Raw genomic sequence first — 12,818 nt, 5'->3', positions numbered from 1 at the left:
CGCCGGTCAGGCTGTGCCGAGTTCGAGGTCGAGCGCTTCGAACAGCTCGTTGTCGGAGGCCGAGTCGAGGTCGTCGGGCGGGTCGGCCGGGAGCCGGTCGTCGTCCCACCGCCAGAGCAGCGCGCGCATCCGCTTGCCGATGTCCTCGCGGAGCGCGGGGTCCGCCGCGGCCTCGGAGATGTCCTTGTTCAGCCGTTCGATCTCCTCCAGGGCGGACCGGACGGCCGCGGCGGGGTCGGGGGTGAGCTGGGCCAGCAGCTGTTGGGCGAGCGCGGCCGGGGTGGGGTGGTCGAAGACCAGGGTGGGCGGCAGCCGCAGGCCGGTCGCGGTGTTCAGCCGGTTGCGCAGTTCGAGTGAGGAGAGCGAGTCGAAGCCGAGCTCCTTCAACGCCCGCTGGGCGGCGATCCGGTCCCGTGAGCCGTGCCCGAGCACGGCCGCGACCTGGCTCGACACCAGGTCCAGCAGCAGGCGTTCGCGCTCGGTGGCGGACAGGTGCGCGAGCTGCCGGGCCAGGTCGGCACCGCCGGCCGGGGCCCCGCCCGGGGCGCTCGGGGTGCGGCGGCGCAGCGGGGCCGGGACCAGATCGGCCAGCACGGGCGGCAGGGCGCCGCCCGCGATGCCCCGCATGGCCGCGGTGTCGAGCTGGGCGGCCACCACGACCGGCAGGTCGGCGCCGAGCGCGGTGTCGAACAGGGTGAGGCCGCGCGCGGAGCTGAGCGGGACCAGCCCGCTGCGGGTCATCCGGGCGATGTCCGCCCCGTCGAGATGGCCGGTCATGCCGCTGGCCTGGTCCCAGTAGCCCCACGGCACCGAGACGGCCGGCAGGCCGAGCGCGCGGCGGTGCTGGGCGAGCGCGTCCAGGAAGCTGTTGGCGGCGGCGTAGCCGGCCTGGCCGGCGCTGCCGACGGTGCCCGCGATCGAGGAGAACAGCACGAAGGCCTGGAGCTCCGCGGACCTGGTCAGCTCGTGCAGGTTCCAGGCGGCGTCGGTCTTCGGCCGCAGCACGGTCTCCAGCCGCTCGGCGGTGAGCGACTGGACGATGCCGTCGTCGAGCACCCCCGCGGCGTGCACCACCACGGTCAGCGGGTGCTCGGCCGGCACGGCTGCCAGCACCGCCGCCAGCGCCTCCCGGTCGCCCGCGTCGCAGGCGGCGATGGTGACCTCGGCGCCGAGCGCGCGCAGCTCGTCCGCCAGCTCGCCGGCCCCGGCCGGACCGCTGCGGCTGAGCAGCAGCAGGTGCCTCAGCCCGTGTGCGGTGACCAGGTGACGTGCCACCAGCCCGCCCAGCAGACCGGTGCCGCCGGTGATCAGGGCGGTGCCCGCGGGGTTCAGCATGGGACGCAGGTCGAGCACCACCTTGCCGACGTGGCGGGCCTGGCTGAGGTGGCGGAAGGCCTCGGGGGCGCGGTGCACGTCCCACGCGGTGACCGGCAGCGGGCGCAGAACGCCGCGCTCGCACAGCTCGGTCAGCTCGGCGAGGATCTGCTGGACCCGGTCGGGGCCCGCGGTGTCCAGCACGTCGAAGGCCTGGTAACGGACGCCCGGGTGGTCGGCGGCGACCCGCTCCGGATCGCGGATGTCGGTCTTGCCCATCTCGACGAACCGGCCGCCGGGGGCCAGCAGCCGCAGCGAGGCGTCCACGAACTCCCGGGCCAGCGAGTTCAGCACCACGTCGATGCCGCGGCCCGCGCTGCTCGCCCGGAAGTGCTCCTCGAAGTCCAGGTCGCGGGAGGAGGCGAGGTGGTCCCGGTCCAGCCCCTGGGCGCGCAGCACCTCCCACTTGCCGGTGCTGGCGGTGCCGTAGACCTCGACGCCCCAGTGCCGGGCGAGCTGGATCGCCGCCATGCCCACCCCGCCGGCCGCGGCGTGCACCAGCAGGGACTCACCGGCGGTGATCCGGGCCAGGTCGTGCAGGCCGTAGTAGGCGGTGGCGAAGGCGACCGGGACGGTCGCGGCCTCGGCGAACGACCAGCCGTGCGGCATCCGGGTGAGCAGCCGCCGCTCGGTGACCACGGTCGGCCCGGTGCCGGAGGTCAGGCCCATCACCCGGTCGCCCGGGGCCAGCGCGGTGACGTCCGGGCCGACCTCGACGACCACTCCGGCGATCTCGCCGCCGAGCCGGCGGGAGTCGGTGGTCACCAGGCCCAGCGAGAGCATGATGTCGCGGAAGTTCAGGCCGGCGGACCGCACCTCGACCCGGACCTCGCCGCCCGCCAGGTCCCGGCCCGCCGTGTCGTCCTCGAGCAGGGCCAGGTTCTCCAGCGAGCCGGTGCCGGTGGTGCCGAGGTACCAGGCGTCGGTGCCGCCGCGCGGAGTCAGCACGGTGGCCGGGCGGGCCAGTCGTGGCACCCGCAGCTCGCCTGCCCGGATGGCGAGTTGGGTCTCGCCGGTGGCGAGCGCGGCCGGCAGCGCGCGGTACGAGTCCGCCCGGCCGTCGTGGTCGAGCAGCAGGAACCGGCCGGGGTTCTCGGTCTGCGCGGAGCGGATCAGGCCCCAGACCGCCGCGCCGGCCAGGTCGGCCGGGTCCTCGTCGGGGCCGGTGGCGACCGCTCCCCGGGTGAGCACGGCGAACCGGGTGTCCTCGCCGGCTTCCTGGTCCAGGAACTCCCTTACCGGATCGAGCAGTTGGCCGAGAGCCGTGCTCACCTCGGTCGGGGCCGCCGGCGGGACGGGGACCAGGACCACGGCCGGCTCGCGCAGCTCCGCCAGAGTGGCGAGCGGGGTCGCCGGGACGCCCGCGGCGGCGAGGTCGCCCACCAGCTCGGCGGGGCCGCCGAGGACGGCCCAGGAGTGGTCCGGGAGGTCGGTGGGCGCCGGTCGGGTGGGCCAGTCGAGGGTGAAGAGGGCGTCGCCGGCACTCGGCCGGGTCGCGCCGGCGAGCTGCTCCCGCGGGATCTGACGTAGTGTCAGTTCGCTGACGGTCAGTACGGGCGCGCCGGACTCGTCGGTGACGGCCAGCCGGACGGCCTGGGGTCCGGTCAGTGTGACGGTTGCCCGGAGTCGTCGGCCGGCGCTGGCGTGGAGCGTCAACTCCTGCCAGGAGAAAGGCAGATGGGGTTCACCGAGCGGGGTGAGCAGGCCGATCGGGTGCAGGCAGGCGTCCAGCAGCGCGGGGTGGATCCCGTAGCCGGTGCGGTCGGTCTCGTCCGGGAGGGTGATCTCGGCGAAGACCGTGTCCTGGCCGCGCCAGGCGGCCTGCACCCCCTGGAAGACCGGCCCGTACTCCAGGCCGGTGCCGGCCAGGTCGTCGTAGAGGCCGTCGACGTCAACCGGGGTGGCGCCGGCCGGCGGCCAACTTCCCAGGACGGACGTGGTGTTGGCGGCGAAGTCGGCCGCGGTGGCGAGCCGGCCGGTGGCGTGCCGGGTCCAGCCGTCCGCCTCGTCGTCCGTGGTGGGACGCGAGTACAGCGTCAGCGGGCGTGCCCCGGTGTCGTCCGGGAGGTCCACCACCGCCTGCAGCCAGAGCCCGCCCTGCTCGGGCACCACCACCGGACTGTGCAGGACGAGCTCCGCGACCCGGTCGCAGCCGAGTCGCCCGGCGATCCGCAGCGCGAGGTCGGCGATCGCCGCGCCCGGCAGGATCAGCTGCCCCAGCACCCGGTGTTCGGCGAGCCAGGGGTGGGCCCGCCGGGAGAGCCGGCCGGTCCACACCGTGCCGGCGCCGTTGGCCAGCTGCACCGCGCCGCCGAGCAGCGGGTGGCCGGTGGCCGCCAGCCCGTCCGCGCGGGGGCCGCCGCCGGCGGCCGGCAGCAGCCAGAGGTGGCTCTGCTGGAAGGCGTAGGTGGGCAGCTCGCTCGGCCGGGCGGCCGGCAGGCCGCGGAAGAACGCCGCCCAGTCGACCGGGTGGCCGTGCGCGTGCAGCGCGCCGAGCGAGGCCAGCAGCTGCGCCCAGCCGTCCTCCTCGCGCCGCAGCGACCCGGCCACCAGTGCCCGGCCCGCCTGCTCGCCCAGTGCGTCCTCCAGTGTCTGCTGGATCCCGGGGGTGAGCACGGCGTGCGGGCTGACCTCCAGGAACGTGGTGTGCCCGGTCCCGGCGAGGTGCCGGACGGCGGGTTCGAACCGGACCGGCTCACGCAGGTTGCGGTACCAGTAGCCGGCGTCCAGCTCCGTGGTGTCCAGCGGCTCGCCCGCCACGGTGGAGCAGAAGGCGAGCGTGCCGCGCCGCGGCTCGATCCCGGCCAGCTCGGCCAGCAGGCGCTCCCGGATCGCCTCCACCTGGGGCGAGTGGGAGGAGTAGTCGACCGGGATGACCCGGGCCCGGGCGCCCTCGGCCACGCACTCGGCGACCAGCCGCTCCAGCGCCCCGGGATCGCCGGAGACCACGGTGTGCGCGGGGCCGTTGAGCGCGGCGACGGCCAGTCGGTCGGTCCGGTCGCCGATCAGCCGCCGGACCTCCTCGGCGGGCAGCGCGACGGACGCCATGCCGCCCTGTCCGGCCAGCGCGGTCAGCGCCCGGCTGCGCAGGGCCACGATCCGGGCCGCGTCCTCCAGCGTCAGCGCCCCGGCGACGTGCGCGGCGGCGATCTCGCCCTGCGAGTGTCCGATCACGGCGTGGGCGCGCACCCCCAGCGACTCCCAGAGCCGGGCCAGCGAGACCATGACGGCGAAGAGCACCGGCTGCACGACGTCCACCCGGTCCAGTCCGGGGGCGTCCGGGGCGCCGCGCAGCACGGCGGTCAGCGACCAGTCGGTGTGCGCGGCCAGCGCCTGTTCGCAGGCCTCGATCGCGTCCCGGAAGACCGGCGAGGAGTCCAGCAGGTCGAGGGCCATCCCGGCCCACTGCGAGCCCTGGCCGGGGAAGACGAGGACCGTCCGGCCGGGTCCCTCGGCGGCGCCCCGGACCAGCCCGGCCGCGGCCCGGCCGTCGGCCAGCGCGTCGAGTCCGGCCCGCAGTGCCGCGCCGTCCGCGCCGACGATCGTCGCGCGGTGCGGGTGGTGCTCGCGGGTGGTGGCCAGCGCGAGGCCGACGTCGGCGGCGGGCGGCGTCGGGGCCCGGTCGAGGTGGGCGGCGAGCGCCCGGGCCTGGGCGCGCAGGGCCGGTTCGGTCCGGGCGGAGAGCACCCAGGGCAGCGCGGACGGGTGCTGCGCGGGTCCGTCGTCCGGCCGCCTCTCGTCGCCGGCCGGCGGTGCGGCCTCCAGGATGACGTGCGCGTTGGTGCCGCTGATGCCGAACGAGGAGACGCCGGCGCGGCGCGGGCGACCGGTCTTCGGCCAGGCCCGCGCCTCGGTCAGCAGCTCCACGCCGCCGCGCTCCCAGCCGACGTGCGGGGTCGGCTCGTCCACGTGCAGGGTGCGGGGCAGCCGGCCGTGCCGGATCGCCTGCACCATCTTGATCACCGCGCCGACCCCGGCGGCGGCCTGGGTGTGGCCGATGTTGGACTTGAGCGAGCCGAGCCAGAGCGGGCTGCCGGTGGCCCGGCCCTGGCCGTAGACCGAGAGCAGCGCCTCGGCCTCGATCGGGTCGCCGAGCGTGGTGCCGGTGCCGTGCGCCTCGACCGCGTCGACCTCGTGCGGGCTCAGCCGCGCGGCCGCCAGGGCGGCCCGGATCACCCGCTGCTGGGACGGGCCGTTGGGAGCGGTGAGCTGGCTGCTCCGGCCGTCCTGGTTGACGGCGCTGCCCCGGATCACCGCGAGCACGGGGTGGCCGTTGCGCTCGGCGTCGGAGAGCCGCTCGAGCAGCAGCATCCCGGCGCCCTCGCCCCAGCCGACCCCGTCGGCACCGGCCGCGAAGGACTTGCACCGGCCGTCGGGGGCCAGCCCGCGCTGGCGGCTGAACTCGACGAAGGTGCTGGGGGTGGCCATCACGGTCGCCCCGCCCGCCAGCGCCAGCGTGCACTCGCCCTCGCGCAGGGACTGGCAGGCCAGATGGAGCGTCACCAACGAGGAGGAACAGGCGGTGTCGACGGTGACGGCCGGGCCCTCCAGGCCGAAGGTGTAGGCGAGTCGGCCCGAGGCGATGCTGAAGGCGCTGCCGGTGCCGACGTAGCCCTCGAACCCGTCGGGGGTGTGCTGGAAGAGCTGGGCGCCGTAGTCGCCGTACATCAGCCCGGTGAAGACGCCGGTGCGGCTGCCGCGCAGCTCGGAGGGGAGGATCCGGGCGCGTTCGAAGCTCTCCCAGGCGATCTCCAGCAGCAGCCGCTGTTGGGGGTCCATCGCCAGCGACTCGCGCGGGCTGAGGCCGAAGAACTCGGCGTCGAACCGGGCCGCGTCGTGGAGGAAGCCGCCCCTTCGGGCGTAGGTCTTCCCGGTGCGCTCCGGATCCGGGTCGTACAGGCTCTCGGCGTCCCAGCCGCGGTCCGTGGGGAACTCGGAGATCGCGTCGACCTCGTCGTGGACGAGCGTCCAGAGGTCCTCGGGTGAGCCCACCGACCCCGGGTAACGGCAGGCCATGCCCACGATCGCGATCGGCTCGGCCTTCGCCTCGGTGAGTTGCCGGTTGTCCTGCCGGAGCCGTTCGTTCTCCAGGAGAGACGCTCGGAGGGCCTCGGCGAGTTGCTCGGAAGACGGAGCCATTTATCAGTCCCCACGGGTCGCGGTGGCGATCACGGTGATCTTCGCGTCAGGGCGCGCCTGTCCGGATCAGGGTCGGCGGGCGGGCTAACGGGGGTCTTGGCGGGTTCTAAAGCTCTGGGACGGGCTTCCCGGACGGGCACCGGAGCCGTGCGGGAGGGCCGGCGGCCCCGCCGCTGGATAGCTGTTGACTAACTTTGAAATCTGGTCATAACCTAGAGTCGTGAAGAGATCTCAGCGGCTTCCGAGTGGCTCTGACGCGCGTCAGGTGCGTGCTGAGCGGATCCTCGACATCACCGCCGGCCTGCTGGTCCAGCACGGGTACCGACGGGTGACCATCGACGACGTCGCCAGCCGGGCCGGGGTCGGCAAGGGCACGGTCTACCTGCACTGGAAGACCAGGGAGGCACTGTTCTGGTCGGTGCTCCAGCGCGAGGCGCTGAAGCTCTTCGACCAGTTGGTGGCCGACCTGCGCGCCGATCCCGAACTGGCGCTGCCGCACCGGCTGATGCGCGAGGTCTTCCTGCAGAGCGTCCGGCGCCCGCTGGTGCGCGGGCTGCTGCTCTCCGATCCGGTCCTGCTGGGCAACCTGGCGCAGGACGACAGCGTCCGCTCGGCCCAGCAGGAGCTGGCGGAGAACCCCGACTACCTGCAAATGCTCAGCGAGGAGGGCGCCTTGCGACCCGGTCTGACCGCGGCGGCCGCGGTCCACATCCTGTCGAGTGTCACCCGCGGCTTCGCCGCCGCCGACGAACTCGGCGAGGACGACGGGCTGGCCCTGGAGGAGCGGGCCGACCTGCTCGCGTACGTCCTGGAACGCGCGCTGGAGCGCGACACCCCGATGTCCACCGAGGCCCTGGCCACGCTGAACAAGCGCGTGGTCGACATGTTCACCGAGATGGCCGACGGCCATCGCGACCAGCTGCAGCGCGCGTACTGAACAGGAGACCGGCAGATGGCTGCCATTGACTCGACGACCTTGAAGAACCCGCCCGTCGACGCACCGCTCGGCAAGCGGTGGTGGGCCCTGGTGGCGCTCACCCTGAGCATTCTGGTGATCGGTCTGGACACCTACGTGCTGGCCACCGCGTTGCCGACGCTCTCGGCCAAGCTGGGGGCCACCACCAGCCAACTGCAGTGGATCTCGGCCGCCTACACGCTCGCCTGGTCCGGCCTGCTGCTGCCGGCCGGCAAGCTCGGTGACCGGCTCGGTCGCCGCAAGCTCCTGATCAACGGCTTGGGGATCTTCGGGGTCGCCTCGGTGATCGCCAGTCAGGTGAAGACCGCCAACGAACTGATCGCCACCCGCGCGCTGATGGGCGCCGGCGCGGCGATGATCATGACGCTGGCGCTGGCCCTGGTGCCGGTGATCTTCCCGGAGGAGGAGCGGAACCGGGCGATCACCGTCACCACGATCGGCACCATGCTCGGCATGCCGCTGGGGCCGCTGCTCGGCGGCTGGATGCTGACCCACTTCGCCTGGGGCTGGGTCTTCCTGATCAACGGTCCGGTGATCGTGCTCAGCCTGATCGGCGTCTTCCTCTGGGTGCCCGAGAGCAAGGACCCCACCACGCCCAAGCTGGACTGGCTCGGCGCGCTGATGGTCGTGATCGGGGTCTCCGGCATGACCTACGGCATCATCGAGCAGCCGATCGACGGCTGGTCCAGCGCCAAGGTGCTGGTCGGACTGGTCGGCGGCCTGCTCTTCATGGTCGCCTTCGTGCTGTGGCAGCGGCGGGCCGCCTCGCCCCTGGTCGACCTGCGGCTCTTCCTGAACCGCCACTTCACCTGGGGCTCGATCACCTTCGGCATGGTCAGCTTCGCGATGATGGGCGGGCTCTTCGTGCTCACCCCCTACCTGCAACTGGTCCAGGGCGCCTCCCCGCAGAGCACCGGGGTGCGGCTGCTCCCGCTGATCGGCGCGATGCTGACCGGCGCGGCCGCGGGGGAGAAGCCGGCCAAGAAGATCGGCGCGAAGGTCATCATCCTGCTCGGCATCGTGGTCACCGCGGGCGGGCTGGTCCTGCTCTCCTCGCTGCACGCCACCAGCGGGTACGGCAGCGTCGCGCTCGGCCTGGCGGTGTTCGGCCTGGGCCTGGGCCTGAGCATCCCGCTCTCGGTGGACACCGTGCTCTCCTCGCTGCCGCTCAGTCAGGCCGGCACCGGGAACGGCATGTCCCGGACGATGCAGAACATCTCGGTCTCGTTCAGCTCGGCGATCATCGGCAGTGTGCTGAACAGCGGCTTCCGCAACCGGATCGCCGACGGGCTGCAGGGCCTCTCCGGTGCCGCCCGGGACACCGCCTCGGCCAGCGTCGCGGGGGCGCACTCGGTCGCCGCCGGCCTGCCCGGGGACGCCGGCCGGCAGCTGACCAGCCTGGCGAACGCCGCCTACACCCACGGCATGGCGCAGTCGCTGCTGGTCAGCGCGGCGATCCTGGCCGTCACCGCGGTGCTCACCCTGCTCTTCCTGCCGCGCCGCGGTGGTCACCAGGAGGCGAACCGGGACTGACGGTTCCCGGGCGGCCACGGTCGCGCCACGACTCCCCCTTTCCCCACCGGAGAGGGGGAGTCGTCGCGTCCGGCGCCAGGAAGCCGTCGCGTCCGGCGCCAAGTCGGGCTTTAGACGAGCTTCAGTGCGGCGTCCAACACTTCATGGGTCGAGGTTGCGACAGCCGTGCAACGTGAAAGGAGACGCCATCAGATGGGCGCACCCGTCGCTGTCCCAGTCACCGCGCTGACCCCCCTGATCCTCGTCAGCTCCGACGCGCCGGCCGCGGATCCGACACCGGCCCCGGTCCCGTCGTCGGACATCGTCTTCGGTGACCTCACCGACGTCGCCGTGAAGCGGGAGATGTCGCTGCGCGGGCCCGGCATCGACGTCGGCGACGGGGTGATCTTCCGGAACGAGATCAGCACGGCGGACGGTGCGCGGCTGGTCGAGCTGACCGGCGCGGTGACCATCGTCCACGTCCGGCCGTCCGACCAGCGCATCTTCGGTTTCTACCGGGAATTCCTGCGGTTCGCCGACGGCACCGCCCGCACGATGGGAATCGTCGACATCACGGCGACCATGGCCGGCCGGGAACAGGTGATTCCGGCCTACGGCATCAGCGGTCGCTACCGGGGAATGGTCGGGACCCGCTCGTACCGGAACAGCAGCGAGAAGCCGGAAACCCACCACGCCGAGATCGTTTTCCGCCACCCGACTTCCCACCGACCGTAGTTCCCGAGGGAGACCGCTCATGGACAGCACCACAGTTCTCATCGCCGGCGCGGGCCCGGTGGGCCTGATGCTCGCCGGCGAACTCGGCCTGGCCGGGGTGCGGGCCGTCGTCGTCGACGCGCGGCCGCAGGCCGACGACAACTGGCGGGTCTCGACCTTCCACCAGCGCTCGCTGGAGGTGTTCGAGCGGCGCGGGCTCGCCGAGAAGCTGCGCGGCGAGGGGTTCTACACCTGGCCCACGCTGCACTTCGGCATGCTCTGGCTGGACCTCACCAAGGTCACCGACCAGGACAACTACCTGGTCGAGATGGCGCGAGTGGAGGCGCTCCTGGAGGAGCGCGCGGTCGGCCTGGGCGCCGAGATCCTGCGCGGTCGCGAGGTGGTCGGCGTCGACGCGGACCAGGACGGCGTGACGGTGCGACTGCGCGCGGCCGGCGGCGGGACCACGACCGCGACCACCGTCCGGACCGACTACCTGATCGGCTGCGACGGCTCGGACAGCGTGGTGCGCCGGCTCGCCGGCTTCGAGACCGTCGAGGAGGGTCCGTCCTGGTACGGCGTGCTCGCCGACCTGGAGACCTACGAGGGCCAGATCGAGGCCCAGCTCTACCCCGGCGGCGTGTTCGGCGCGATGCCCGACCCGCAGCGCGGGCTGTACCGGCTGCAGACCATCGAGTTCGACATCGAACCGCCCGCCGCCGACACCCCGGTGACGATCGAGGAGCTCGGCACCAACATCGAGCGCCTCACCGGCAGCACCCGCGAGATCGCCAACGCCCGGTGGCTGCGCCGGTACGCGGGGCGGACCCAGTTCGTGACGGAGTACCGGCGCGGCCGGGTGCTGCTCGCCGGCGACGCCGCGCACCACCACCTCTTCACCGCCGGACACGGCCTCAACACCGGCCTGAACGACGCCGTCAACCTCGGCTGGAAGCTCGCCGCCGAGATCCGGGGCCGGGCCCCGGCCGGCCTGCTCGACAGCTACTCGGCCGAACGGCAGCCGGTCGGCGAGCGGGCCTGCCGGGCGCTGCGCGCGCAGATCGCGCTGATGTACCCGCTGGAGTCGGTGGCCCCGCTGCGCGCCCTGCTCACCGACCTCATCGGTTACGACGACGTCAACCGGCACCTGGTCACCATGGTGAGCGACGTCCGCTACCCGTTCGAGGCGGCGGCGGACGCGCCGGAGAGCCCGCTGCTCGGCCGTCCGGTCCCCAACGTCCGGATCAGGACGGCGGACGGGACCGTCGGCATCGCGGACACCCTGCAGAGCGGCCACGGCGTGCTGCTCGACCTCTCCGCGGGGGCCGCCGACCTCACCGCGCTCGGGGCCTGGTCGGACCGGGTGGACGTGGTCGTCGCGGAGCCGGAGCCGGCGCTCGACGCGGCCCTCGTACTGGTCCGTCCCGACGGGTTCGTGGCCTGGCTGGGCAACGCGGCCGCCACCGGCCTGGACGTGGCCCTGACCACCTGGTTCGGCAGCGCCGAGCACTGATCTGTCCCCCCGGTACCCGAGACGTCTCCCCACACAAAGGACCCTGTCGATGACCCAGCAGACTCCCCCCGTTGCGTTCCCGCAGAGCCGTAGTTGCCCCTACCAGCCGCCCACCGGCTACGACGCCTTCAAGGGCAACGGGCCGTTGCAGAAGGTGGAGCTGTTCGACGGGAAGATCGCCTGGCTGGTCAGCAGCCACGCCGTCGCCAAGAAGCTCCTGGCCGACGCCCGGCTCTCCAACGACCGGACCCGGTCCGACTTCCCGGCGCTGTCCGACGCGGAGCGCACCCCCCGCCCGTTCCGCATGCTCCCCGAGATGGACGGTGACGAGCATGACGCCCAACGCCGCTTGCTGCTCCCGTACTTCACCCTCAAGCGGGCCCGGGAGAACCGCGAGCGGATCACGCAGATCGCGAACGAGCTGATCGACGCCCTGCTGAAGAAGGAGGGACCGCTCGACCTCGTCTCGGAGTTCGCGATCCACCTGCCCTCGAAGGTCGTCTGCGAGCTGCTCGGGATCCCCTTCGAGGACCACGAGTTCTTCCAGGACCGTGGCTACCGCCTGGAGAAGGTGGAGAGCCAGGAGTCCGTCCAGCAGATGATCGGTGAACTGTTCGGCTACCTGGACCGGTTGATCAGGGCGATGGAGACCGACCCGCGTCCCGGCCTGCTCGGCGACCTGGTCCGCGGCCCGGTCGCGGCCGGGGAGATGACCCACCAGGAACTGGTCGTGCTGGCGCTGGTCATGCTCAACTCCGGTCACGTCACCACCTCCTCGATGATCGCGCTGGGCGTGCTGGTGCTGCTGGAGCACCCCGAGCAGTTCGAACAGCTGCGTGCCGAACCGGAGTTGATGCCGTCGGCGGTGGACGAGCTGCTGCGCTACACCTCGATCGCCGACTCCGTCACCCGGCGGATCGCGGTCGCCGACATCGAGATCGCCGGTGAGGTGATCGCGGCCGGCGACGGCGTCGTCATGCCCAACGCGCTGCTCAACCGGGACCCGGAGGCCTTCGAGGACCCGGACGCCTTCGACATCCGGCGCGGCAACACCATCCGCCACCTCGCGCTCGGCTTCGGCGTGCACCAGTGCATCGGCCAGCACCTCGCCCGGGTGGAGATCGAGGTGGCGCTCGAAGCGCTCTTCACCCGGATCCCCACGCTGCGGCTCGCGGTGCCCGCCGCCGAGGTGCCGCTGCGCGACACCGCCGGGCTGGAGGGCGTCTCCGAACTGCCCGTGACCTGGTGACCGGCGACCACGGAGGAGGAACGGCCATGCGAGTCACGGCGGACCAGGGCAAGTGCGTCGGCGGTGGCTACTGCACCCTCAACGCGCCGACCGTGTTCGACCAGGACGAGGAGACCGGGCTGGTCGTGGTGCTCGACGCCGAGCCGGCGGCCGGCCGCCGGGCCGAGGTCGAGGCCGCGGTGCGGGACTGCCCGTCCGGTGCGGTCCGGCTGGAGCGGTAGCGGTGCGGGGGGGGGGCCCCCCCGGGTCTCCCTGGGGGAGGGCCCCCACGGGGCGGGAGGGGAGGGGGGGACGAGAGGGTGGCACGGGTTCCTTGTTCTCGCGCCCTGCCTTTCCCGTCC

6 protein-coding genes and 1 pseudogene are annotated in these 12,818 nt (G+C 73.2%); 6 read left to right on the top strand and 1 reads right to left on the bottom strand.

Annotated features, from left to right (window positions below; genetic code table 11):
- Positions 1 to 6 precede the first annotated feature (6 nt).
- Positions 7 to 6,504 (bottom strand): annotated as a pseudogene (locus ACZ38L_RS09330) (SDR family NAD(P)-dependent oxidoreductase); the annotation flags it as partial.
- 274 nt (positions 6,505 to 6,778) lie between these two features.
- Here ACZ38L_RS09330 and ACZ38L_RS09325 point away from each other — a divergent pair.
- The 6 genes from ACZ38L_RS09325 (at position 6,779) to ACZ38L_RS09300 (ending at position 12,698) form a co-directional block, all read left to right on the top strand.
- The gene (locus tag ACZ38L_RS09325; protein WP_465690850.1) at positions 6,779 to 7,450 is read left to right on the top strand and encodes a TetR/AcrR family transcriptional regulator; all 672 of its coding nucleotides are present in this window, start codon (positions 6,779 to 6,781) and stop codon (positions 7,448 to 7,450) included.
- 15 nt (positions 7,451 to 7,465) lie between these two features.
- On the top strand, positions 7,466 to 9,022 hold the full coding sequence (locus tag ACZ38L_RS09320; protein ID WP_465690848.1) for an MFS transporter: 1,557 nt from the start codon (positions 7,466 to 7,468) through the stop codon (positions 9,020 to 9,022).
- Positions 9,023 to 9,214: 192 nt separating this feature from the next.
- The gene (locus ACZ38L_RS09315; RefSeq protein WP_465690845.1) at positions 9,215 to 9,736 is read left to right on the top strand and encodes an allene oxide cyclase barrel-like domain-containing protein; all 522 of its coding nucleotides are present in this window, start codon (positions 9,215 to 9,217) and stop codon (positions 9,734 to 9,736) included.
- A gap of 19 nt (positions 9,737 to 9,755) precedes the next feature.
- Complete coding sequence (locus ACZ38L_RS09310) at positions 9,756 to 11,228, top strand: FAD-dependent monooxygenase (protein ID WP_465690843.1); 1,473 nt, start codon at positions 9,756 to 9,758, stop codon at positions 11,226 to 11,228.
- Between the two features lie 49 nt (positions 11,229 to 11,277).
- Positions 11,278 to 12,477 carry a cytochrome P450 gene (locus tag ACZ38L_RS09305; RefSeq protein ID WP_465690841.1) on the top strand — a complete coding sequence of 400 codons (1,200 nt, stop codon included), beginning with the start codon at positions 11,278 to 11,280 and terminating at the stop codon, positions 12,475 to 12,477.
- Between the two features lie 26 nt (positions 12,478 to 12,503).
- On the top strand, positions 12,504 to 12,698 hold the full coding sequence (locus ACZ38L_RS09300; RefSeq protein ID WP_465690839.1) for a ferredoxin: 195 nt from the start codon (positions 12,504 to 12,506) through the stop codon (positions 12,696 to 12,698).
- Positions 12,699 to 12,818: the final 120 nt, after the last annotated feature.

Source organism: Kitasatospora sp. NPDC024654, from assembly GCF_055559155.1.
The sequence above is the reverse complement of the archived record's forward strand: the minus strand, read 5'-3'. Positions and strand labels throughout refer to the sequence as shown.